Here is a 24,905-nt window from a genome sequence, read left to right as displayed (position 1 = left end):
TCTGGGGAGTACTACTATGTATTATCAGGGTACGATAGGAGGGCAAGGGAAACAATAGGTAGGGCGACTATTTTGCTCTAGTCATATTGACTAGGCGCAGGAGTGTATCGCACCTAAAAGTCAAGAAGGAAAATACTTGTGCAGTTGGAGAAGCAGTGCCTGGACACCGTTACAGGAGAGTTTGTGCATCAGGTTGGTCCGGTGGACGCGGACGGTTTTGGGGCTGATAAAAAGTGCTGCCGCCACCTGGTCCGGGGTCATGCCGCGGGCGATGCAGGAGGCCACTTCGTATTCCCTGGGCGTCAGGTCGGATAGTGCATCGGCGCTTCTGCTCTTTCCCGACAGAAGTTCGTGGGCGATTGAGCCAGGCAGACCGGAGCTGAAGTAGGGGCGTTTCTGCACAACGGTATTGACCGCCTTTCTGATTTCCTCAATGGTATCCCCTTTGAGCACATATCCTAAAGCACCCAATTGAAATGCCCGGTAGACATACTCTTTAGCGTTGTGCATGGTGTACATGATGATCTCCGTACCTGGGCTGATTTCCTTGATTCTTGCAATGAGGCTTATGCCATCGGCTTTCTGCAGGGTAATATCGAGAATAACAATATGAGGCTGTGTTTTTTCCACAAAACTGAGGGCGGATTTCGAATCCGCCGCCTCTCCGACGATTTCAAAAGAGGTGTCTTTTTCGAGTATTCCTTTTAAACCACGGCTTATTACAGGGTGGTCATCCACAATAATTATTGATGTCATCATATTCTCATGTGTCTAGAAGCTCTTCGGCGATATCGGTTAATCCTGCACATTGTAGAATTCATTGTGGCATAGAGATGTCTGTGAAGTCAAACAGGATATAACATGTTGAAAATGTGAAAATATGCACAAGGAGGATAAGGGGGAGCATGGCCCAATGCACCTGTTTTTTATGAGGTTTTTTATTTTCCCCCGACTGTGGCGACAAAACCATATCTATATGATATAAATCTTCTATTCGTTGATATCGTATTAAATGTATTGCCTGAGTTTTCAAAAATTGAGATATAACTACATGTAGGAAGGGTGCGAATATGGAAATTTTGCTTACTGAAACAGAGATACGGATTCTTGGCTGCCTGATCGAAAAAGAGATGGCAACACCTGACTATTATCCCCTCTCCCTCAATGCCTTGATCAACGCCTGCAACCAGAAATCCAACCGGAATCCAGTGGTCTCATACGATGAAGAAACTGTTCTTTCAGGCCTGGATGGATTAAGGGAGCAGAAGCTGGTCAGGGAGAGCAACCTCAGTCGTGTCCCCAAATATGAGCAGATTTTTTCACAAGGGTTGAACCTGCTTGCTGCCGAGCAGGCGATTATCTGTATTCTTTTGGTACGCGGCCCGCAAACAATTGGCGAGATTCGTGGTCGGACCGAACGCCTCTTTGCTTTCTCCGGTATTGAACAGGTTCAGGACTCCCTGACAAATCTGGAGGAGTTGGGACTGGTCATGAAGTTACCACGGCAACCGGGGCGAAAAGAGCACCGGTATGCACATCTTTTTGCAGGCATACCGCAGGAAACACCTGTGGAAACTGAGCAGCAACCGGGAATTTCAACCAGGTTTGAACGTCTCAGTGAGCTGGAACAGCAGGTAGATGAACTGCGCAATGAACTACACCAGTTGCGGCAGGATTTTGTAACTTTTAAGTCCCAGTTTGAGTAGTATTTCCATCGTTCACCTATTGTAACCGCATGGGTGATATTTTTTCATGTATTCAGCATAAAACTTTTATGGTGCATTTTATCACGCCAAAATAACAGGTTCAGTGCTTATTATCTCTGAAGAGCGAATAGTTCCGAAAGAAATATCTTCGCTTTCAGGACACCCGTCGCAAAACGCCAGCAATTGAGTTGAGTATATTCTACAACGACAGAATACGTTCACCCTGTGTCTGACTTTTACTGTCAACACATACCTCCATATTATCATTTCCGGGAACCCAATGAGGTGAGTGTGGAAACCTGGCTGTTCAGCGATGGAGAGTTTGAAGATAATTTTGTTTTTCGCTATAACCTGACGGTAAAAAAGGATTCTATTGCCAACTTTTGGTCACAAGTTAACGATGCTTGGAAAGAGATACATGAAATATGTTTTCTCGGACTGAATGTTATGAGATTTTCCCTTATGAATTATACAGACTATGACATTCTTGGCACATCTGTTTTAAACCAGTTCCTGAGCCAATTGCGTTCCGAAGATCTGTACAACGTTGGCCATTCCATATTTCAATGAGGCTCTGTTTTCTTACATTACCAAGGATGAGCTGGCCATTGTAGTCACGGCAACAAGCAACGACATCACCATTCCACTGCACAACTAAATATTGCCAAGGAAAAGGGCAAGGCATTGAGTGTGGATATTTTTCAATGTTCCCGAGTTCCTGAAGACTGCGGTCATTCCATGGGAAAAAATCACGCAACTCAACCTCGGCCCCTTGCGATCGCCAAAAAGAGGTATAAGAGTCCTTTTCATCCTTATTGTTGTGCATGACGATCATTCTGACAGTTAAACGGGTATTGCTTTTTGCATCCTGGAATGATCGAAGAAGTGCGCTTGTATTGATTACCGCTTTGTCCAAATTAGCGTGTGCACCTCTCAATATTCGGTATTTATCCGGATCCATACTGTCAATTGAGATTATGATTTGGTATGGGTTGCTCATTACCAATGTATCAATCAGGGGCTGTGTGAGATCACAGGGGTTGATTGAAAGGGTAGCTTTCAGATTATGCTCACTGGTATAGGATACCATTTTTGCAATCTCAGGGTGCAGTAGAGATTCGCCGAAGTGAAAAAGTTCTATCTCTTTGTTTTTGACATCATCCGAATATGTTGAAATTTCATCAATAATTTTTTGAAATACTGCAAAGTCCATAAAGCCCTTTTTCCTGTTCATACGCGTATGTCTTGGGCACATGATACAGGTGTAGGGGCAATGGTTCGTGGGTTCTATTTGATGAATATGGGGCTCGCCTGTTCTGTAATGTTCGAAAAAACTCACCCAGCCTTCACGTGTTTGAAGAGCACTTGGCAGTGTCCGTGATTTGGCCCATTGTAAAAAATCCATATGATTGTTTTCCTAAGGTTTATCCCAGTAAATTATCTCTTCTGCTGGCAACATGATGCAATATATACATGAGAGAATTAAAAACAGATACCAGCTGGTAAGTAATATATTGGCAACCGTTTTCGGAAAGAGCTTCAGTAAATAGTAATATGTTTTACTCATTAACGTTGTTGTCGAATAAGTGTTAAAAATGCAGTAATGACCGGCATGCTGCCCATGAGCCATGCAAAGGTTGCAGCCCGGGTTATTCCATGACGGAGATGAGAAGGTAAACCTTCTAAATGGAATGGATCGTTTGAACGTTGGTACAAACGACATAAAGCAATGCCTACTGCATGATAAATCCCCCAGATGAGGTAATAAAAAGAAACTTCATGCCATAACCCCATAACTATCATTGCTGCAAGGACGGCAACAAACTGGTTTCGTGTCAATGCCTGGATGGGGCTGAACACATAATCTCGGCACCAGCTTGAAAGAGTCATGTGCCAGCGTTGCCAGAAATCTATAAGCGTTGTTGCAGCCAACGGATTGTTAAAATTTTCTTCAAGCCGAATTCCCAGAAGTAAAGCAAATCCAAGTGCTATATCGGTATACCCGCTAAATTGACAATAGAGATGAGCCCAGCCGGTAACCGATTCAATTAATAAAGTTGTGTTTTCTGATAGAATAAATAGTTCCAGCAGATCGGCAAATTTATAATTAATCAAATAGTTTCCTAGAATTATTTTAGCATAACCATAAAGAATACGCTCCAGGCCGCCGGTTATGTTACGAGGGTCATAGCGTCGTCTCTCACACTGACGAAAAAAATGAGGAGCACGATGGATGGGACCGGCGAGCATTACTGGTAGAAAAAAATTGTAATTTAAATAGTGTCTTAAGGGGATTTGCTGGGCAGGCATTTTTAATGCCTCTACAAGTTGATGGATCTGGCGACAAAAAAAGTACGCCAAGCCCATTAACACTGGAAATTCAAATCCTATCACCCTGGCCACTGGTTGAACCCCTCTGTATAAAAGGAACATCAAGGAGACAATTATTACAGTCGTCCATATTCCGGTGGTGCGGGTCTTTCCGGATAGGCGTGATACTTGAAAATTAGCAAGGACTGTGAGGAACATCAACAACAGGGAGACAGGTGAATAAACAAACAGGAATCCTAGGGTCGCGAAGGTAACTACATCGATCTGGAATTTCCGATGTGTAAGCAAGGCAATGACGGTGGTTCCGCATAACCAGAGAAAAATTATTATACTGAAATCATTCATTATTGTATTCTTGGCGCAGGTTTTCCAAAAACCACTTTGTGAATACTTTGCGTCCTGCATTATTGAGATGAGCTCGATCACCATAGTATTGTGCTGGCAGTGAATCTTGAAATTTCCAGAATGGAATTTTATATCGCTCAGATACCTGCTCCAGGGTTGCTGTCAGTTGTTGTCTTCCCTCTGTACCAAGAACCATATTTCCTTCTCGTGATCGGTTCATTTCCAGTAGAATCACCTTGATGTCTCGTGTTTTTGCTCGGGCGAGAAATGTTTCCACGTATTCAGGAAAGATGGGAGGGGACGTTTTGAACGTGCACTGTTCATTGAGTATGGCCTCGGGATCCGCCTGCTTTTCTAATAAAGGTGTGATTTCGGAATCGTTCTGTCTTTTAAGAGATGTGGTGTCAGGATCACCAGGTTTCGTGGCATCAGAAGTTGCAAATGTTTTATTGCCACTGATCAACAAAGATAGGTTATGCTCTATTATATTCAGCATAATCTGTACGGTATGGTGGGTTTTGTGGATAAATCGCCCCAGTACCTGATCATTCGAAATGGTGTCGATAGGTTTTGAGGATTGTTTGATGTCGGTACATGCATATGAGAGGAAAAAAGGTTCTGCTTGCAGAAATACCCAGCGAGGAGATTTTGTGAGAATGCAGTCCAAGAGTGGCTGAAATGCTAGCGGGTCATTGCCGGGTTTTGTAAACCTAACAAAGTCAATATCCATTCCCCATTGCATGGCAAGAGTATTCAAATCATGGTCGAAAGGTAAGCCACACCTGACGAGTGAGGATCCAACTACAACCACACTATTTTCCTTCAGGCTTTCCAGCCGTTCCGTCAGGAAGGAAAAGGTTGCCTTTTGTTTTGTTTGTTTGAGCTGTTGCTGCTTTGCCAGCTCTCGTCGTGCTAATTCATTTTTATAACTGTGGACATAGTAGCGGTTCGTTATCAATAGCAGTAAGGCGAGGAGTAGTACCACACAAAACCAAATTGTAATTGGAACTCTAGCTGCTGGTTGTCCCATTACTTCGTTTTCTCACAGGTCAGTTGGAATAATTTGCGCAAGGAGTCAATGCTCATCATTTCTTCAACACTGTATTGAACCGAGAATTGTTGCTCAGCAGCTGTAATGAGATTCAAGTGCCCAAGGGAGTCCCAGCCTGGTATGTCCTTGGCAAAAACGTCTGCGGATAGTTCACTGGTTGGAACCTTGAAAACTTTTGACGCCACAGCATATATATCGTCTAATGTAATGAGTTTCTCAGATACGACATCGCCTGTTTTGATGGCTGCCAGAATCATATTCTGCAATTCCAGCATTTTGATTTTTCCCGACAACCCCCTTGGCATGCCCGGAAGTTGAACAACTCTTTTCGGTATCTTATGTGATTCCAGGTGGGCTCTGCAGTGAGATATTATTTCCTCTTCATCAAGAAGGGTTGATGAGGTTATGGCACTTATTACAATCTCTCCCCAATCCTGATCGGGGATTCCTGCTGTTGCAGCCTCTTCAACCTTTGGGTGGATTGTGAGAACTTCAGATACTTCATCCGGGTGTATATTGAAACCGCCACTGATGATTACTGCTTTTTTCCGACCAACAATGGTGAAAAAACCATCCTTGTCTTTTGTTGCGATATCGCCGGTATGTAGCCATTTTCCGGAAAAAACTTTGGTATTGGCTTCATGATTGTCAAGGTACCCAGGAAAAACACTGGGACCCCGCAACACTAATTCTCCTTCCACCATAGTAGGACATTCATTCCCTTCCTGGTCGATAATGCGGGCTTCGACATCAATAGGCTTACCAACGGTGCCAATGGCGAAGGTTTCATCAGCGGGACCACAGAACAGCCCACCTGATACCGTTTCTGAAAGACCATACATGTTGCAGATTCTGACGTTGAACCGGGTTTGAAGGTTTTGCCAGAGAATTTTGTCCAGTTTTCCTGCAACTGATATCAGTGATAAAAAACTATCATCTTCAAAGTAATCGTCAGCGGTCAGAAAACGGTCCATAAAAGCTAAGATGGTTGGAACGACTATAAGGTGCGTTACTTTTTTGCTGTACACCTGGTTTAACAAGGAATCGAGATTTTGCATTGTGAATGACTCTGGTCGGTAGAGCTCCGCACCAGAGTAAAGGGCAAGAACAGGCCCCTGAATCAGACCATCCGCATGGGCCAGTGAAAGGTTATTAAATATCTTGCTTTGTGAAGAATATGAGAACGTTCGAGCAATTGTTGTTAAATGAGAGAAGAGGTTCTCATGGGTCGTAACGATACCTTTTGGAAGGGAGGTCGTCCCCGAAGAAAAAATTATATAAGCTGTATCTGCAAACTGGGCACTGCAACGTGGTTGTATGGGGGGAATGTCCTCAAGGATAGATGAAAAAAACGGGTCATGATTTTTGCGAAACTTAAGCAGTGAGCCTAGAACGCCAGGTTCTTCCGGTGCAGAGAGAAAAGTGGTTGAAAAGCTATTAAGCCAGAGCCATTCATTTTCGAATGCAGAATCAGTAAAGATGAGTTTTGGAGCAACCTTGGCAATGATTGACTGTGCTCGATGCGATCGGGTATCGGCTGATAAAACTATAGGGACTAGATCATCAAATAAAGCTGCGAGGAAAAGTATTGTGGTTTGTATATCGTTGGAGCTAATAATTACAACCCTGTCACCTGGGAACATTTCACGATGACGAAAAAAACCAGTAAGATTTTGTATTGAAATGTAAAGTTCCGAGTAACTGATCTTTCGAGTGTGAAAATCTGCGAATACAGCCTTGGTACTGGCTTTCTCGGATAATTGTCGATAGAGTTGGGCGGAATTTTCAGGATAGGTCGATTGCATTTTATAATTGTTTATGACTGTTTTTTACATGTAAGTAGTTTTCCCAAAGGGCTTCGATCAATCTCGGAATATTCCCATTCATGGGGTATGTAATCAGGTCCGAAATACTCATTGACCTTTCCGTTGAGTTCATCTGTGTTGAGTGCGTAAGGTGACTGAACTGCTACTTTGAGGCCATATCCTCCGGGAACTGTTATGGCAGTAACCACAAAATCGAGGGCATTGAATTCCGATTTCAACCATCTTTCCAGTAAGAATGGATATATCAATTCTGTACTAGGGGCCTTAACGCCGCCGGAAGACCTGCCTTGCAGGATCAAGCGATTGTTGGTTGTTAAAGAGACAATGTCTCCTGTATCAAAAAATGACTTTCGCTGTAGTGTTTCACCGAGGTAGCCGAGAAAGATATTGGGTGAACCGATAATCAAATGATGAAGATCATTGCCAGTTCTACAGGCCAGAGTATCTACCTTAACCTCTTCGCAAGGGGGCGGCAAACATCCAGAATTTTGTTTCTCAGGAGTTTCAGCCAGAACGATTCCTGATGTTTCAGTTAATCCGTAGTAGTTAAGTATAGGTAGTCGGAAAATATTCTGCACCATATCCCTATCATTTTCATCAAGATCAGCCCCCGTGCAGAAAATAGCTTTTATCGAAGTCAAATAGTTCAAGATCCTTTTTCCATATGCTGCAAGCTGTTTTATGAGAACAGGACCACAAAGAATATAATCAGGATTTGTTTTTTCAATATGTCCAATTAATCGCAGAAAATTGCTATCGCTGGGAGTCTCAACACTGATCTGTGAAATACAAGGAATTAAAAGGCAACGTAGGCCGGACATGGAGTGTATTGGGGCCAGACAAAGAATGATGCTGCCTGGTTCAAGCCTGAAATGCTTAATAAATAGTTCAGCTGAACGAACAATGTTTCCTAAAGAGTGACAAACTCCTTTTGGAGAGCCTGTTGAACCTGAGGTGAACAGAATCACGGCACATTCATCCTCGTGCCATTGATAAGGAGGGTTTGCCGAACATGCCTCTAAATCAGGTAAAACATTAGGTGAAGCGCTGATTGGGTTGTTAACACTAATATAGCCATTTACTTCAAAGGGGGTAACCAGCAAATATAAACCAAGCTTTTTAGCAACAGCTTTCTGTTGCCCAAGGGGAGTTTCCTCCTTGAGAATTGCTATGCGCCAACCACATACCAGTGCTGCTCTAAAAAAAGATATCGTCATGTGCGCAGAAAGGCCTTGTAATAGGAGTGTTCCACGATGTTTTTCTTGGTGCAATCGGTGAATAAGTATCTTCTCGAGTTCTGTTAACCCTTTTGGGTGGAGTAAAATGTCAGCTGTATATCTCATCGATGGGTTACGAGCAGGAAGTTTCAGTTTGTGGAAGCCCTGTAGGAGGATGTGATGGATTGAAAATCTTTGATTGTTGGTGAGAATCCTGGCAAATTAACGAGTACTTTCGGTCTATGCAATACAATTCTGTTATCTACCCTGCAGGTTCATAGAAAAGGCGAGAAGTTTATGCGGATATCACTACCTGGTGTAATGTCAAGTGTCGATTGACACATACAGTTGAGCCAGTTTTATTCTGGCATCATCTGTCGTAAACTGCCAATTGACTTTTGAATTCCTGTTATCGCGGCAGTGCTGCCAAGCGGCACCGGTATGCACATCTTTTTGCAGGCATACCGCAGGAAACACCTGTGGAAACTGAGCAGCAACCGGGAATTTCAACCAGGTTTGAACGTCTCAGTGAGCTGGAACAGCAGGTAGATGAACTGCGCAATGAACTACACCAGTTGCGGCAGGATTTTGTAACTTTTAAGTCTCAGTTTGAGTAATCGGTAACTATCTCAAATCTCATAATATTATACGCATATTGTTAGGGTGGGGGGCTGACTGGGTTGAAACAGTCTGCTGCTTTCAATGAAAAGCACGTCGTCTGGCATACACCGAGCCGTGGTCCACTGGACCACGGCTCGGTGTTGGTTTTTGTGTGTCGATATCAGGTCTACCGGGGCAGGATAACTGTCTGGGTTATATCAAAGATGCTTGAGAACGCCCGGGATAATAGCGTGTTCCAGGTACATCAGGGCATCGTGAAGCTCGTATTTCATTTCATGAAACCATCGGAAATGTGATATGCTTTTCCTACAGTCAGATAGTGTGGCTACCGTACCTCATCCAAAACGTAGATCTTAACTGAAATGTACTAATTGAAATCCCTGAAAAGATGTCGATGAACGACCTACTTAAGAACAAGGAGACACTTCTGTCTCTTCCCCCTGATTGCATAGAAAGAATAGTATCTTCACGTCAGGAAATTGCAGAGTACGCTGTAAGGCACCCCCTCAAAAAGGTTTTGCAGAAAATACTCGATGAAATTTGTGAGATAACCGATAGCGGGATTGGTTTTTTTCACTTTATTGATGCGACCGAAACCAACATATCCCTCCAGGCATGGTCAACACAGACGTTGGCACACATTTGCCCTGTTGATGAGAAAGATCGATACTATCCTGTTTCAGAGGCAGGGGTCTGGAGCGAATGCATGCGACAACGCCAGCCGGTAATTCACAATAATTCTATCGTGCTTCCGCATCGTAAGGGAATGCCAGAGGGACATGCACCAATAACGCGTGAACTGGTTGTCCCCATTATAAGAGGTACCAAAATTGCCGGGGTGCTGGGTGTTGGTAATCGTCGAGATGTGTATTGTCAGGAAGATGTTGATATTGTGGTGTTATTTGCAGATCTGGCATGGGATATTGCGGAAAAGGTTAAGGCTATTGAGGAGCTGAGCCGAAGAGAGAGCCGTTTCAGGGGGTTTTTTAATTTGAACCCGAGCCCGACATTTGTCTGGGAGGTCGATGGGAAAGAGATATATTTACGGGAAGTCAATGATGCGGCACTGAAAATGACTGAGGGCAACGCTGCAAGTTTTATCGGCCTGAAACTCACTGATATTTACCGTGATATGCCCGTGATGATAGATAAATTTCACGAGTGTTTCAGGCACAGGAGAGCCCTTGAGTTTGAGCTGGAGTATGAGAACAGGTATGCCAAAGAAGTGGATTGGATACATTTTCGTCTCGCCTACCTTGAACCGTCAACTATCCTTCTCTATGCTGATAACCTCACTGAAAAAAAGCATCTTCATGCCACTATCCAGGAGAAGGACGATCGGTTTCTGCAGGCAATGGCGAATACGACTGAGGGCTTTTTCGACTGGGATCTCGGTACTGGCAGTATCTATTTATCGCCGATCTGGAAGGAAATGCTCGGGTATGCTGATGCAGACATTGAAAACCGGTATACAGCATGGCAAAGAATCATCAAACAAACATCACGAACTGCTCTTTTCAGGAAAATTAAAGATATCCGGGATGGAAAACTTGATTCGTTTAAGCATATTTGCCAGATGCGCCATCGGCAGGGGCATTGGATTGATGTGCTGGTACGGGCGCGTCTTCTCAGGGATAACGGAGGCAGGCCTATACGAGTCGTTGGTACACATACGGATATTACTGACCAGAGAAAAAAGGAATATGAGATTGAATTACTTAATACCGCAATTCAGAATTCACTGAACGCTTTTGATATTGTGAGTGAAGATGGCACCTTTGTGTATGTCAATGACGCATATGTCAGGATGTGGGGCTATGACTCTGCGGAAGAAATAGTTGGAACCTCGTCTGTGTCTCACTGTCTTAATCCGCAGATTCCCCAAGAAGTCGTCAGTCGACTGAAGGCAGAGGGTAGATGTGAGATTGAATTCACCGGCAGGAAAAAGGATGGCAGTCTTTTTGAAGTGCTGATGTCAGCACGGCTTGCCCGTGATATGGAAGGGCGGGAGATATATCCGTCGACAGCTTTGGATATAACCCGACGCAAAAAAGCAGAAGAAGAGCTGAGAAGAAGTCACGAGGTAACCCTCTCCCTGTTGAACGCCGCGAGTGAATCTATTTTCCTTATTGATAGAGACGGGGTGATTCTTGAGGCAAACGAGATTACTGCCCAAAGGCTTGGATTCTCTTATGAAGAGGTGATAGGGAAGTGCGTCTACGAACTGTTACCCGAGGATATTGCTCGGGAACGAAAAAGAAAAGTCGATAACGCTTTTGCGACCGGTACCGTTGAGGAATTCGTGGACAAACGTGGTGAGATAATTTTCTTCCATCGTCTCTATCCGGTTGTAACACCCGACAATGCGCAACCATATATGGCCGTGTTCAGCAGTGATGTAACCAGAGAGCAAGAGGCCATTAATGAACTCAGGGAGAGTGAAAGCAAGTTTAAAAGTATGTTCCAGGAAGCCCCCATCAGCTATCAGTCCCTTGATCAGGATGGAAATTTTCTTGAGGTCAACGAGACATGGCTGAGAGTTATGGGGTATACCCGTGAAGAGGTTATGGGCAAAAACTTCAGTGAATTTCTTGTGCCTGAATGGAAGGCGCATTTCCAACAAAATTTCCCGAAATTTAAATCTGTCGGTGAGATTCTTGGAGTTGAGTTCACAATGCTCAAGAAGGATGGCTCTCCGATCCTGGTCTCCTTCCATGGCAAAATAAGCAAAACGGATGATGGGACGTTTGAAAGAACCCATTGCGTTTTTAATGATGTGACAAGACTGCGTGAGACAGAACATTTACTGCAAAAAGAATTGTCGCTCCACAAGACTGTCGCAGCTATGTCCAAGCAGCTTCTCGATGAGTCGTATGAGCTTGAAACCATCTCAAACCTCACACTGGAAACAATAATGAGCTTGAGCTCAAGCAAGAGTGGTTTTATCCTTAGCAGGGGCGCAAACATATTCCGGAATATTGATCCAATTTCTGATGCCATCCATGACCTCTTCCCGGCTAGCGGAACAGAAACGCATCGAGTTTTTCCGTTGGACGAAACCAGGACATATCCGGGGCTCTGGGGGCATGTCCTTAATACCAATGAAGTGTTAATGACGAACGAGCCCAAATTGCACCCGTCCTGGTCTTCTCAGTTTGACGGTAAAAAATCTCTGGCAAATTTCTTGGCTGTTCCCGTCCGTATTGGTCACAATATTGTGGGGGTACTAGGTGTCGCCAATAGAGAGGGAGAGTATGATACGTTTGACCTGCAGGTTCTCAATATCATAGCTGAGTTATTTGCCCTGGCAGTTCATAAGAGCGAATATGAGGTCCAACGGGACGATATGGAAAAAACACTCCGCAGACTTCAAAAACACGAGGCTATTGGAGCTCTTGCAGGGGGCATTGCCCATGATTTTAACAATATCCTGGTTCCTATACTCGGTTATGCTGAGATGCTTGAAGAGGATGTAGGGGAAAATCCTGTTTTACAGGATAGTGTTGCGCAGATTATTTCCGGTGCAACCAGGGCCAAGGAGCTCATTCGACAAATTCTCACCTTCAGCCGCCAATATGAGGAGGGAATCATACCTGTCAAGCCTCACCTGATAGTAAGGGAAGCACTGAAACTCATTAAAGCGACCTTACCCTCCTCCATTACAATCAAACAGAGTATTTCTAACGAATGCAGCAACATTATCGCAGATCCGACACAGATACATCAAGTTGTCATGAATCTACTGACTAATGCGTACCACGCACTGTCCGATCATGTTGGCATAATCGAATTGGAGTTGGAGGATGTCGATATCGAGGAAACACTTCCTTCTCTCGATCTTATCAAAGGGCATTATGTACTGCTGACAGTAAGAGACAATGGGATCGGCATGAATGATTCGATGTTGGAAAAGATATTCGATCCCTATTTCTCCTCAAAACCCAAGGATCAAGGAACAGGACTGGGGCTTTCCGTGGTGCTCGGGATCGTAAAGGCCTGTAATGGCGAAATTGAGGTCAAGAGTCGTCCTGGTTGTGGCACTGAGTTCAAGGTCTATTTTCCAGCATCTGGTGTTTCCGAAATCGATGGTGTCTCTGTAGATCACGAGAGTCATTACCAGGGGAGAGAAACTATATTGCTGGTGGATGACGAGTTATCAATTTTGTCGATGCAGAAACGAATGCTGGAGCGTTATGGGTATAACGTGAAAGTCTTCAATGATCCTGCCGATGCCTTGGATGATATACAAAGATCCCCGGAGAAGTACTCTCTGGTGATAACAGATATGGCAATGCCTCGGATGACGGGAGATCTCTTGCTCAAGGCCATAAAGAAAGTGAATCCTTCACTGCCTGTAATACTGTGTACAGGGTATAGTGAAATAATGACACCGGAGAAGGCTGAGGCGGTCGGGGCCAGCGCGCTCCTGACGAAACCTGTGAGTAAAAACACTTTTGCCAAGACGGTTAAAGGTGTTCTTGATCAGTTGAGGTGAGAGTGAAGCTGTCTACCAGGATAAAACTGGCGGAATCTATTTCGATAGGTAAGCGACCGCAGGGAGACATCGGGTACATCTGAAAATTGTCTCATCGAGAATAGGTGTCGCCAATAGGTATGCAAATATTGTAATCGTGGATTATTCCTTGAGAGACTTTTCTTATTGCCTCATCATATTTGTAGCGCATAATGAGCGCATGAATTTGGGTGTTGTCCGTAAGCCTGTTCTTTTTCATTCTTCTCGGTAATAGGGAGGAGGGTATTTTTTTTCTGAAAGAAGTTGATGAACAGCTTTAAGGAGTTCATTTTTTCTTACCGGCTTATGAAGCAACACATCGACGCCAAGTTCAGCCGTATTTTCAGAATATATCATGTCACTGTAACCTGTACAGAGAATTATAGGGATATCAACGCGAATTGCCCTTAATTTCCCGGCAAGTTCTACGCCGTTCAGCTCCCGCATATTCATGTCTGTAATAAGGATGTCAAAGGCTTCAGGGGTCGCTCTGAATGCTTCCAGGGATTGACGACTACTGGTAAATGCACTTACCGAGTAGCCGTTTCGTTCAAGCATCTTCCGACTCATCGTAACGATTGCCTGTTCATCGTCAACAAGAAGTATACGATGATACCCTGCAGGTTGCTGCTGTGGTTGCATCACCATTTTTCTATTCCCAACAGGACAGGTTGGTAAAAGTATTGTAATACTGGTCCCTACATCCGGTCTGCTGGTAAGCAAAAACTTCCCCCCGTATTCCTCAATGATCCCTCGAGCCATGGAAAGGCCAAGGCCGGCAGCTTGCGAAAGTTCTTTTGTTGTAAAATACGGTTCGAAAACCCTATCCTGAATTTCAAACGGGATACCTTGTCCTGTATCCGATATGAGAATCTGGACGTGGTCACAGTCCAGGGAAGCCTGGCTGTCAATGGGGCTTGTGTGATCATGTATGATATCCGTTGCCTGTAGCGTGATCGATCCTCCGGAGTTCTCCATCGCCTGCATCGAATTCGTGCAAATGTTCAGCACGGCCTGCTGTAACTGTTTCGTGTTTGCTTTGACCGCTCGGGATGATGTAAACTCATGCCGCAATTCGATATTGGCAGGCATTGTCGCTTCCAGAATATCAACCAGGTTCAAGAGAAGTGGACGTATCAGAACCGGCATTGTTTTTCCTTGTGCCTTACCGACAAAGGCAAGCAATTTCCTTACGATGTCCCTGGCCCTGAGGGTAGCACTAGAGATTTCTTCAAGGTATTCAGTTATCGGGGAGTCAGAGGGGACATCTTCCTGGGCAAGTTCTGTGTTGCCAACAACTGTTGCCAGTATGTTGTTGAAATCATGAGCTATGCCGCCGGCGAGAACTCCCAGGGATTGCATCCTCTGAGATTCATGGAGTACTGTTTCCAACTGTTTCTTATCTGATATATTTACGGATATACTGATAAATCCTGCAAAGTGGCCCTTGCTGTCATGGCGGGGAGTTATGGAGAGGAAAATTGGTAATGTACCACCTGTTTTCTGGCATATGGTGACCTCTCCACTCCATGGTCTCTGCTCCTGCATCGCCTTTCGGTTATCCCTGACAACATCATCCTCATTGGCAAATATCACAATGTCCTGGATATTTTTGCCTTGTATCTCCCCATGCTCCCAACCAAAGTAGGTCTCGGCGGATGTATTCCAGTAGATGATAGTATTTGAAGGGTCTGTCGCTATAACGGCTTCCCCCAGAGATTCAAGCAACTCTGCCAGGAAGTGGATGTGATTCATGGCTTGTTTTTGCCGGCTGATATCCACATGGGTGCCGATGATTCGGGAACCCCTTTCTGCTTCATCAAAAAACACATTGGCTCTGGAGAGGATGTCCACCCAGTGGCCATCCTTGTGACGCATTCTATACTCTTTGTAAAAAAATACTCGTTTCTTCTCTACCAGTTCACTGAACATCGACCAGCATGATGTACTGTCTTCCGGATGTAAAAGTGTCTCCCAGGTCGACAGTTTATCGGGGAGTTCATCGCCATAACCGAGCATTCTCTTCCATCCCGGGGAATAATAAATAGAGTTTGTTTCCCGGTTCCAATCATACAGGCCATCATGGGTAAACTCCATGGCGAGTTGGAAGCGCTCGTCACTAATTCTTAGGGACCTGTTGGCTTTTTCAAGTTCACTGGTTCTTGTCGCAACTTTTGCCAAAAGATCTTGTTCGTGCCGACTGGTAAGCCTGAAGAAATAATAAACTGCCAGGAGGATGCCGAGGCCGAACAGCCAGATTGTTATTCTGTGCCATACTGGTCTGCAGGGTGGTTGTTGCCAGCCAACTGAAAGTGTCCAGTATTTATCTGCAACCCAAACGGTTGTTTCTTGCAACTCTATGGTTGGTTCACCAAGAAGAAGGAGCGATTTTCCAAAACTGTCACGTAAGGCAACAGCTACATTGTGTAGCTCAACACCTTTTAAGGCCTCTGAAACCAAACCGTTGAGATCAAACACGCCAATGGAGAGTCCAATAAATGAGTCATCATCGAAGATGGGATATCGCACGATGAATCCTTGCCCGCCCTGTCGTAACTCGAGAGGGCCCTGGAGGACTGGCAACCGGTTCCGGATGGCTTTTTTGACGCTCGGACCCCTCTTCGGATCATCCAGGAGGTGCATCGGCTTTTGAACGGTGATTTCATTTGTTTTCCCGGGGTATACATATTTTACAATCGTATTATGGTCAGCGAATTGGAGCGCTCTCATTGTGGGAGGGAGACTGAGGAGCTGCCTGGCATAATCGTTAAAGGAAGCCTGAGTCGTATCGGGATGGATTATAAATAAAGCTGACAGTGACTGCAGCCTGTTAAAGCTTGTAGAGAAACTCTTCTCAAGACGAACCCTGCAGAGTTGAAGAGTTGTTTTGAGTTCGGTATCCTTTTCTTTCTGCCAGTGGACCCTGTCCCATTCATCAATGCAGAGAAGTGTTATCAGCCCTATGCAGCATATTATGATGAAAGGAAGTTTACGCATTAAGCATCTTGTTTCTCTGTTGTGTTCATAACGCGATGGGCCAATAGAGGTCTATGTGCCTGGTATTGCTGTCCCCGTAAAAAGAGGTTGCAGCCTCTGCTGTTTCATTAGTCACCAGCATTATCTGTGCCATTATCTAAAAGCCATGCAGGTGTATGCCGGATGTTCTGTCTATCTATCCCCAAGAAGCGTGTTTTTTGCCTGAATTGAGTTCTCCGGATTAGTGTGATGACAATCACGGTATATAAAGACCAACTGCTTGAAAAGGTTGTTTCACGGTACCTCTCTATTGACTCCTGCCTTGTTAAATGGACGATTGGTATCATCCCTGGTGTACCCATGAACAGGTGGGTGGTAAAAGTGCCACCCACCTGTAATTCCAGATCTCAGACAGATTCTCTACTACATGGTAGCAGTAAGCTGCACATTGCTCAAATACGCTCACTTCCATGTACCATACAGCATATCTGGAAGGATATAGTGGAGGTAAAAATGCCGCCAATGTGATTTATCATTGCTAATGGCTCGGTATTAAAGCTTTTTGTTGTTGTGAAATCTCCTGGTCGCCGGTGCAGGAGACGTCTGGGAGACTGCATTAATCAAAACAAGGAGGCATGATGACCACCATTTGTTCCTGTGGTGGCCACTTCGCTACTGGAAAAATCAAATGCAGTGTCACTTCATATTAATAATTGGACGTCTCCTTTTGGCGTTGAACCGAAAGGTTTGGGTTATCGTCATAGCAGGTGCACCTCGTTTTCGTACCACATATTTCAGCTGAGATATTTAGTGGCACGCATATTGCATTTACCTGACAGGTAAAAGATGCCTGGCCTGGGGGGCTTTCCTCATCTTCCTGTTCAACTCGCACAAACTAACAAAGGAGAAAGTGATGATCAAAATTTCCGACCTGAAAATGAAAAACAAATTACTTCTGGGGAATGCTCTTTCTCTAAGCCTTGTGGCAATCTTAAGCTTCATTACTTACTCAACCACCTCCAAGCTCCTGAAGAGCAGCCAGTTGGTTGATCATACCTATGTGGTTATTGAAAGTGCGATGGATATACTCGCTGCTGCGGTGGATATGGAAACCGGGATGCGAGGGTATCTGTTGGCCGGAAAAGAGGATTTCCTGGATCCTTACAAGGGTGGCTATGCATCATTTCTCGAACGGGTTAAAAAGTTAAAGAATACTGTCAGTGACAATCCTGCCCAGGTAACCTTGCTGGAAGAGATCGAGGCAAATATTACCAGTTGGAGAACAGATGTGACTGAACCCACAATCGCTTTACGTGCAGAGATCGGTGACGCCAAAACGATGGATGACATGGCTGATGTTGTAGGTGAAGCCAGGGGGAAAACATATTTCGATAAGTTCCGTGGACAAATCGCCACATTTATTGAGAGGGAGAATACGCTGCTCGAGAAAAGGGAACAAGAGGCTGGGCAGGGTGCCGGCAGTTATGACAACCAGGAGTCTTCAGCGAAATGGGTAAAGCATACCCAAAATGTGATCAAGGAGGCAATGAGAATTGAAGCGGCTGCTGTAGATATGGAGACTGGTATGCGTGGCTTTCTCCTGTCTGGTAAGGAAAGTTTTTTGGATCCTTATACGGGCGGCGCAACACGATTTTATCAAAAAGTGGATGATCTGAAGAAAACCGTCAGCGACAATTCGGCCCAGGTAACCCTGCTGGATGAGATCAAGACAAACATTGAAAACTGGCAACGCGATGTAACCGAACCAGCTATTTCCCTGCGCCGGGAAATAGGTGATGCAAAGACGATGAATGACATGGCCCATCTTGTAAGTGAAGCCAGGGGGAAAAAATATTTCGACAAGTTTCGGGGGCAGGTTGCAACATTTATTGAACGAGAAGAGACCCTCATGGCTGTCCGTAAGGACGAGTCGCACGGTGCTGCAAGTTTTGCAAAGTCGCTCATTCTAGTGGGAACCCTGGTTATTATCATCATTGCACTCACTGTTTCCATGCTTATTTCACGAGCTATAACGAAACCGGTAACCCAGGCTGTAGATCTCGCAAATGCAATTGCAGAAGGGAACATGACCAAAAATCTTGATATCTCCTCCAAAGATGAAATCGGGCTTCTATCAAGCTCACTGAATAAGATTTCCTCTGATCTTGGCGGAATGATAAGGGAGATTGTGACCGGGGTGAACACCCTGTCCTCCTCATCAACTAGTCTGTCGGCTATTGCTTCACAGCTCTCCTCCGGCGCTGGTGAAGCATCAAGTCGGTCTAATAATGTTGCAACCGCTGCAGAGGAAATGAGCGCCAATATGGACTCTGTCTCTGCTGCCATGGAGCAGTCTGCAAGTAATGTCGGTATGGTAGCGACTGCAACGGAAGAGATGTCGGCAACCGTAAATGAAATTGCCCAGAATGCCGAACGTGCGAAAGGGATATCTGAACAGGCTGTTATTCAGTCTGAGCAAACATCAGGTAAGATCAACGAATTAGGTGAGGCTGCGAATCGTATCGGAAAAGTTACCGAAACAATTACCGAGATATCCGAACAGACAAATCTGCTGGCGCTCAATGCCACAATAGAGGCAGCCCGTGCGGGTGACGCAGGAAAAGGTTTTGCCGTCGTTGCCAACGAAATAAAGGATCTTGCCAAACAAACAGCTGACGCAACTGTAGATATCAAGAGCCAGATTGAAGGCATGCAGACCACGACTGATGGGACGATAGTGGATATCCAGAAAATTGGAGAGGTAATAAACGACATCAACGATGTTATTACGACTATTGCCACAGCCGTTGAGGAACAATCTGCCGCAACATCAGAGATATCGGAAAACGTTTCTCAGGCTGCTGCGGGTATTGCAGAGGTGAATGAGAATGTGGCCCAGAGTTCGGTCGCAACGTCTGATATTACGAAAGATATCTCCGACATAAATACAACGTCAGCCGAAATCAACAAGAGCAGTAACAACGTTCAGGAAAGTTCAACAGAACTCACCGCTTTAGCTGATAAGCTCGGTGTCCTTGTAAAAAGATTTGTGGTCTAGCCGGGACGCACCATGAAGATTGTGTCGGTTTGGCCGTAGAGAGCTACGGCCAAATCCTGCACAATCTTCATCAAAGGTTTGTCGATGCTGAGTCATCTTTTTCAATGTTCGTAAAAGATTCGGGAGGCATCAATGCTGTGTGGTGAAAATTTCAAAGCGGACTTCACCTGAACTGTTGATCGGTGCGTACCAGAACATGGATACAGCGCATTAACCTTGCAAACCAGGAAATTTTTACCGGGTAATACGGTCTGACTGCTTGGTAAATGGTGTGCGTGCATGACCATGAATGGCGCCCATTGAGGGAAACCGGCATAGTTGTCTGTGCATGAGCAATGATCTTGTGATGATCCAGTATGTATCCTGGTCTGTCGTGAGTCAATTACCTGGCTTCCATCCTAAAACTGCCCTTTGGGTCAATATCTTTGTTATGCTCAAAATTTTATCCTCCGGTACGTGAGGAACGAGACTCCGAGATATCAATAATATGCCTGTGGTAACACTTTTCACATGCTTCGATCTGGACCAGATAAGCGTAGACTTCAAAACGCCTGGTTTTAGAATGGAAACTACCTGATCATCATGCATTTCGGTCAGCATTGACTCAAGTGAGCATTATGTACCAGCTAGCGATATCGGGTAATTACTTTCGGTAAATCCAGGCGATGAACGTCAGATAACCCAAAAATTTTGGAAGGTCCTGGAAAGTGAGTCCTTGGGGAGGGGGTCAATGCAAACGATACAGCATAGCCGACGATTATGGGTAAAGCTCCTGTGGGGATCATCTTTCTTTCTCTTCCTCGCCTCGTGTATCATTACTGTCATCGTTCACTCTCATTTAAAAGGGGAGGCGCTTCTTGAAGCGGAGCATAAAACAGAAATTCTCCTGCAGGAACGTCAGGCGGTCATTCAATATTATACCAAACAGTTACGCCCGCCCCTTTTTCAATTGATTGAAAACCATCAGGTTTCTGCATCATATTTTGAACCGACCTGGATGTCTGCCAGTTACGCCAACCGTCAAATATTCAAGTACTTCAGGGAAGATTATCCTGCCTACTACTATAAAAATGCAGTGGTTAATGCACGCAGTGAAGAAAATGAAGCAAATGAGTATGAGCGCCAGTTTCTTGAACGTTTAAAGGATGAGACAATATCACCAGAGTGGTCCGGGGTTATCAACCATGACGGGGAGCCATACTTTGTTTATATGCAGGCAAACAGGCAGAGATTCAATGCATTCTGCATGAGGTGCCACAGCACACCTGATGCGGCACCTTCCGGGCTCGTGGACATTTATGGTGCCGACCGTGCGTTTAACAGGACTATTGGGGATGTCGCTTCGGTCATATCCATTAGAGTGCCTCTCAGGGAAGCGTATGCTGCTGTAAATCAGATGACCACGGAGCTGGCGCTTTCCCTGATAGCAGCAGTCATGTTTTCTTTTGTTATTCATTGGCTGATAACCAATCATTTCCTGATTAAACCCGTCAGCTTTTTTCAAGAGCAGGTGCAGTCTATCGTGCATGATGAGGCCAAACTTGGTGAGACGGTGGAAATATCGGGAAGCCGTGAGATGGAAGATCTATCTGCTTCATTTAACACACTCTCAACACTCATGAAACGTAATCAGGAGAACCTGGAAAATCTTGTTTTGCAGAGGACCGGTGAGCTTGAAGAGGTCAATAGGGATCTCAAAATCAAGATCCTGGAGAAAACCGAGGTTGAGAAAGATTTAATTGAAAAAGAAAAATTTATATCCACTATCCTGGATAACCTGCCTATAGGTGTTGCTGTTATTCCTGCAAGTCCTGATCAACAGTTTCATTATCTGAATGAGAGTTTTTGCGAGATTTACCGGACCAAAAGACAATGTCTAGTTAACAGTCACGCATTCTGGGAATATGTTTTTCATGATCCACAGTATCGGTACGAGTTAAAGAAAATGGTAAAACGTGATTGTGCCAGTGGAGAGCCAGAGCGGATGCTGTGGGAAGACATTTCCCTGACCCGGGAAGGTGAGAGAACGACCTATGTTTCAGCCAAAATTGTGCCGTTTAAAGAGAAGGATTCTTTCATTTCGATAGTATGGGACGTCACTGAAAGAAAGAATATTGAATCCCGCTTGCTGGAAGCTCAGAAAATGGAGTCAATTGGCAGTCTTGCAGGCGGTATAGCCCATGATTTCAACAATTTACTTACGCCAATAATCGGTATGTCTGAATTGATGCAACTCGATTTGCCACCGGGTAGCCAGTTGTATGAAAATGTAGGGGCAGTATTGCGGGCCGGCAAGAGAGGAAAAGATCTTGTCCTGCAAATTCTTGCGTTCAGCCGTCAAACTATGGACGAACAGCTGCCAATGTATCTGCAAAAAGTTACTCATGAGGCTTTTCGACTGGCGCGTGCCACTATCCCGACAAATATCGAGATGGCAGTCTCGATCCAGAAGAATTGCAGTATGATTAAAGGTGACCCCTCACAACTTCATCAGATTGTAATGAATCTGCTAACAAACGCCTATCACGCTGTTGAAGAAAGTGGTGGATGTATCTCACTCACGGTGAACGAGCGGTATCTTGCCAGTAATGATTTAAACAGCCGGAAGCTCCCGGCAGGTGACTATGTTGTTCTTACTGTCGAAGACAATGGATATGGGATTTCTAAAGAGCATCTAAAGCGGATTTTCGAACCCTATTTCACCACCAAAGCGCTTGGTAAAGGAACAGGATTAGGTCTGGCGATGGTCTACGGGATAATAAAAGCCCACCAGGGAGATTTCGAGGTGGTCAGCACTGTAAATACGTTTACCCGGTTTACCATTCGTTTTCCTGTCATTCAGGATGACATAGTCCTTCTTCCAGACGAGGAGAGGGATGCGGGGGAAGGCCAGGGACAACGAATACTTCTTGTAGATGATGAAAAGGCGGTCATTTTGCCTGAAGAGCGTATGCTGCGAAAGTTAGGATACCACGTGACAACCCGAACAAGCAGCCTGGAGGCGTTGGAGTTGTTTCGTAACAGGCCAGATGACTTTGATCTGGTTATAACGGATGTTGCCATGCCCAATATGACGGGTGATCAACTCGCCGTTCGGTTAAAGAAAATTCGACCGGATATCGCAATAATAGTATGCACAGGGTTCAGTGAACGGGTGAACGAAAGATGGGCTCAGGCAGCAGGAGTGGCTGGTATACTCTATAAGCCTGTCTTACGATCGCAGCTTGCGAAGATGATACATAATACTCTCGGCTCAAAAAAAGGGGGTATGCCGGTGAACAATACGTAAGTGGCCAGGGAGACGCTGATTTGCGTGCAGTGAATAAACATCAGGAGGACAGAACCCTCATCACGTTCAGATTATTGAAGGTGGGGCTCGGGGGAGTTTGTCTGTTTGTATTGTACTATCTCAGTCATGAAAATTATCTTTTCTACCACTCGATTGCAGGGCTTTCACGTGCTATTCATGTTCCGCCGGAAGCGCAGCTTTCTCTTCTCCCGGGAGGCTGTCCGAGAATGCCTTGATCTGAGAAAAAAATGTTTCTTCTCGGACAACCTCCTGTGACGGGGCAGGGTGGTTCGTTTGCGGTCTCTGCTGCCTGTATGACCGCCAACAATCCCTAAAGTCTATGGCGTCATGTTCAAACGAGTTGCCCTGCCCCGGTTAGATTGCTGAGGAAAAGGGGCTGTCAGCTCATATGTTTTGAAATACTTTTAACTTTTCTTGTCAAAGTTGGAATCAAAATTACCAAGCTCGAATTCGCCGAAGAAGTTGCTTACCGGGTGTCCGGCCGCTATCCATGCAAGCAGTCCGCCCTGCAGGTTGTAAATATTCTTGTAGCCCATATCTGTCAGCGCCTCGGCCGTAAGCGCCCCCCTGCTGCCTTTGAGGCAATAGATAACAACCGGCTTGTCGAGGTCTTTCACCTTGCGGATAAACTGCATCTCAACAAGGCCGCGAGGGATGGACATGTAGTCATCCGACTCGATTTTTCCGGCGGAAACTTCACCTGGCTCCCTCACATCAAGGAGGATGAACTCTTTTTCGCCGTCATCTATCCACTTTTTGAGACCAGCGCTGTCGATAGACTGGATCTTGCTGTTGGCGACGGCAATACGCTGTTTGAGGATATCACCAGGAGTCGGGTTGTCTGCAGCAATTGCGCCTGTAACTGTCATAAACCCAAAAATTACTGCAATCATAATCTTTCGTAGCATGTTCATTACCTCTCTTTTTATGTTTGTTGTTTAGGGGCGAATAGCCCGTATATAACCTGATTTACCTTGGTAATACGTCCGGGACGGTCCGCATTGATCGCCGATTTCCCAGGAACCGGCAATCGGGTTTCCCTTGTCGTCTGTCAACCAGTAATATCCTTCCATCCTGGCTTTCACCTCGCCGTTCTGTTTATGGTCAAAGATGGCGAAGAGGTTGTACAGTTCCTGCTTACTTGGCAGCCTCCAGTCGGAGTACTGCCCCTGGTTGAGCGTCACCAGGTAGTTGTTTATGTCTCTGATGTTTCGGATGCGTTTAGAACGGTCCAGCTGCCACATATGTTGACTATAGGTGTCTTTGAAAAATGCTGAGCCGGTCAACTCCAGCTTATCCCCGGCCAATGCCTGATACGGGGTGAGGATAAGGAGCACTAGGAGAAGGAGGACAGGGTGTCTATATACAAGTAAAGGGAACATGTCGATTTCCGTGTGTTCTTATTGGATGGGTATGAGGGCATACCCTTTGGTCTGGTATCCGGTTAGCGAGACAAAGGTGTTGCCGACGACGTTAATGCCAGGCAATAGTGTGTCATTATCTACCTTGAACAGATTGGTGGCTATCGAACATGCCTCGATTCGCACACCTGCGTCGAGGAGTGTACTGAGCAACCTGCCTGATCTTTCCAGGCTTTGCTGATCTTCTTCGGTAAAAGACCAGCGCTCGGTAGTGATTAGACGGACGGAAGCCCCTCGAAAGGCAATGATAATTTCAGGGTTTACCTGCTGTCTTAGCAGATCTTCTCTGGTCTGCTGGATCACATTGAGGTACAGTTCCAGTTTGGATGCATCATGGAGGTTGATGTCAAAAAGGGTTTTGGAACGGGTAATGCCCTCCAGAGCCACTGTGTCCTGAAATCTCTCAGAAGCGGCTGGTGCCAGGGCTGCTGATGAGAGGAGGATACAAAGAACCGGAAGGATAGTGAAAAATCTAAATTTCATGTTTTCTCCTTTTAGAACGAACGCTCGTTCTAGCATGAGTGATATTT

The 24,905-nt window shown here is 45.2% G+C and carries 15 protein-coding genes; 5 read left to right on the top strand and 10 right to left on the bottom strand.

The annotated features are described in order from the left end of the window. Nucleotides 1-120 precede the first annotated feature (120 nt). Nucleotides 121-759 (bottom strand): response regulator transcription factor, encoded by a 639-nt coding sequence (locus GA520_RS18065; protein ID WP_163337817.1) that lies wholly within the window; start codon nucleotides 757-759, stop codon nucleotides 121-123. 311 nt (nucleotides 760-1,070) lie between these two features. On the opposite strand from GA520_RS18065, the gene GA520_RS18060 reads away from it, so the two are divergent. Next, on the top strand, nucleotides 1,071-1,706 hold the full coding sequence (locus GA520_RS18060; RefSeq protein WP_163337816.1) for a YceH family protein: 636 nt from the start codon (nucleotides 1,071-1,073) through the stop codon (nucleotides 1,704-1,706). A gap of 460 nt (nucleotides 1,707-2,166) precedes the next feature. Here the strand turns inward: GA520_RS18060 and GA520_RS18055 are convergent, their stop codons facing one another. From GA520_RS18055 to GA520_RS18035, 5 genes are all read right to left on the bottom strand, one after another. Further along, nucleotides 2,167-3,111 (bottom strand): radical SAM/SPASM domain-containing protein, encoded by a 945-nt coding sequence (locus GA520_RS18055; protein ID WP_163337815.1) that lies wholly within the window; start codon nucleotides 3,109-3,111, stop codon nucleotides 2,167-2,169. Between the two features lie 161 nt (nucleotides 3,112-3,272). Beyond that, the gene (locus GA520_RS18050; RefSeq protein ID WP_163337814.1) at nucleotides 3,273-4,382 is read right to left on the bottom strand and encodes an MBOAT family O-acyltransferase; all 1,110 of its coding nucleotides are present in this window, start codon (nucleotides 4,380-4,382) and stop codon (nucleotides 3,273-3,275) included. Continuing rightward, complete coding sequence (locus GA520_RS18045) at nucleotides 4,375-5,367, bottom strand: hypothetical protein (RefSeq protein ID WP_304511244.1); 993 nt, start codon at nucleotides 5,365-5,367, stop codon at nucleotides 4,375-4,377. The genes GA520_RS18050 and GA520_RS18045 overlap by 8 nt, the downstream gene beginning before the upstream one ends. A gap of 44 nt (nucleotides 5,368-5,411) precedes the next feature. After that, on the bottom strand, nucleotides 5,412-7,238 hold the full coding sequence (locus GA520_RS18040; protein ID WP_163337812.1) for an AMP-binding protein: 1,827 nt from the start codon (nucleotides 7,236-7,238) through the stop codon (nucleotides 5,412-5,414). Between the two features lie 11 nt (nucleotides 7,239-7,249). Then, a complete protein-coding gene (locus GA520_RS18035; protein ID WP_163337811.1) occupies nucleotides 7,250-8,602 on the bottom strand; it encodes an AMP-binding protein in 1,353 nt (450 codons plus the stop codon). 353 nt (nucleotides 8,603-8,955) lie between these two features. Here GA520_RS18035 and GA520_RS18030 point away from each other — a divergent pair, with 353 nt between their 5' ends. Both GA520_RS18030 and GA520_RS18025 read left to right on the top strand, forming a co-directional pair. Beyond that, nucleotides 8,956-9,093, top strand: a complete 138-nt coding sequence (locus GA520_RS18030; protein WP_163337810.1) for a hypothetical protein — start codon at nucleotides 8,956-8,958, stop codon at nucleotides 9,091-9,093. 398 nt (nucleotides 9,094-9,491) lie between these two features. Further along, nucleotides 9,492-13,592, top strand: coding sequence for a PAS domain S-box protein (locus tag GA520_RS18025; protein ID WP_163337809.1), 4,101 nt, complete (start codon nucleotides 9,492-9,494; stop codon nucleotides 13,590-13,592). 234 nt (nucleotides 13,593-13,826) lie between these two features. Here the strand turns inward: GA520_RS18025 and GA520_RS18020 are convergent, their stop codons facing one another. Beyond that, nucleotides 13,827-16,607 (bottom strand): PAS domain-containing protein, encoded by a 2,781-nt coding sequence (locus tag GA520_RS18020; RefSeq protein WP_163337808.1) that lies wholly within the window; start codon nucleotides 16,605-16,607, stop codon nucleotides 13,827-13,829. A gap of 892 nt (nucleotides 16,608-17,499) precedes the next feature. Between GA520_RS18020 and GA520_RS18015 the strand changes: the two genes are divergently transcribed. After that, nucleotides 17,500-19,644, top strand: a complete 2,145-nt coding sequence (locus GA520_RS18015; RefSeq protein WP_163337806.1) for a methyl-accepting chemotaxis protein — start codon at nucleotides 17,500-17,502, stop codon at nucleotides 19,642-19,644. A gap of 730 nt (nucleotides 19,645-20,374) precedes the next feature. Further along, a complete protein-coding gene (locus GA520_RS18010; protein ID WP_163337805.1) occupies nucleotides 20,375-22,933 on the top strand; it encodes a DUF3365 domain-containing protein in 2,559 nt (852 codons plus the stop codon). A gap of 425 nt (nucleotides 22,934-23,358) precedes the next feature. Here GA520_RS18010 and GA520_RS18005 read toward each other — a convergent pair whose 3' ends face one another. Genes GA520_RS18005 through GA520_RS17995 form a run of 3 tightly spaced genes read right to left on the bottom strand, consistent with a single transcriptional unit; the run spans nucleotide 23,359 to nucleotide 24,858 of the window. Further along, a complete protein-coding gene (locus tag GA520_RS18005) occupies nucleotides 23,359-23,862 on the bottom strand; it encodes a rhodanese-like domain-containing protein (protein ID WP_163337804.1) in 504 nt (167 codons plus the stop codon). A gap of 30 nt (nucleotides 23,863-23,892) precedes the next feature. Beyond that, nucleotides 23,893-24,336, bottom strand: a complete 444-nt coding sequence (locus GA520_RS18000) for a DUF1566 domain-containing protein (RefSeq protein WP_163337803.1) — start codon at nucleotides 24,334-24,336, stop codon at nucleotides 23,893-23,895. 18 nt (nucleotides 24,337-24,354) lie between these two features. Continuing rightward, complete coding sequence (locus GA520_RS17995; protein WP_163337802.1) at nucleotides 24,355-24,858, bottom strand: DsrE family protein; 504 nt, start codon at nucleotides 24,856-24,858, stop codon at nucleotides 24,355-24,357. Between the last annotated feature and the right edge of the window lie 47 nt (nucleotides 24,859-24,905).

Source organism: Desulfopila sp. IMCC35008 (assembly GCF_010646885.2).
Lineage (GTDB): Bacteria > Desulfobacterota > Desulfobulbia > Desulfobulbales > Desulfocapsaceae > Desulfopila.
Note: the sequence above shows the minus strand (reverse complement) of the source record. Positions and strands in the feature narration are given on the sequence as shown.

Excerpts from the sequence above, each read along its gene's own strand:
- GA520_RS18065 (WP_163337817.1), bottom strand. The coding sequence starts at position 759 with ATGATGACATCAATAATTATTGTGGATGACCACCCTGTAATAAGCCGT.
- GA520_RS18060 (WP_163337816.1), top strand. The coding sequence starts at position 1,071 with ATGGAAATTTTGCTTACTGAAACAGAGATACGGATTCTTGGCTGCCTG.
- GA520_RS18055 (WP_163337815.1), bottom strand. The coding sequence starts at position 3,111 with ATGGATTTTTTACAATGGGCCAAATCACGGACACTGCCAAGTGCTCTT.
- GA520_RS18050 (WP_163337814.1), bottom strand. The coding sequence starts at position 4,382 with ATGAATGATTTCAGTATAATAATTTTTCTCTGGTTATGCGGAACCACC.
- GA520_RS18040 (WP_163337812.1), bottom strand. The coding sequence starts at position 7,238 with ATGCAATCGACCTATCCTGAAAATTCCGCCCAACTCTATCGACAATTA.
- GA520_RS18035 (WP_163337811.1), bottom strand. The coding sequence starts at position 8,602 with ATGAGATATACAGCTGACATTTTACTCCACCCAAAAGGGTTAACAGAA.
- GA520_RS18025 (WP_163337809.1), top strand. The coding sequence starts at position 9,492 with ATGAACGACCTACTTAAGAACAAGGAGACACTTCTGTCTCTTCCCCCT.
- GA520_RS18020 (WP_163337808.1), bottom strand. The coding sequence starts at position 16,607 with ATGCGTAAACTTCCTTTCATCATAATATGCTGCATAGGGCTGATAACA.
- GA520_RS18015 (WP_163337806.1), top strand. The coding sequence starts at position 17,500 with ATGATCAAAATTTCCGACCTGAAAATGAAAAACAAATTACTTCTGGGG.
- GA520_RS18010 (WP_163337805.1), top strand. The coding sequence starts at position 20,375 with ATGCAAACGATACAGCATAGCCGACGATTATGGGTAAAGCTCCTGTGG.
- GA520_RS18005 (WP_163337804.1), bottom strand. The coding sequence starts at position 23,862 with ATGCTACGAAAGATTATGATTGCAGTAATTTTTGGGTTTATGACAGTT.
- GA520_RS18000 (WP_163337803.1), bottom strand. The coding sequence starts at position 24,336 with ATGTTCCCTTTACTTGTATATAGACACCCTGTCCTCCTTCTCCTAGTG.
- GA520_RS17995 (WP_163337802.1), bottom strand. The coding sequence starts at position 24,858 with ATGAAATTTAGATTTTTCACTATCCTTCCGGTTCTTTGTATCCTCCTC.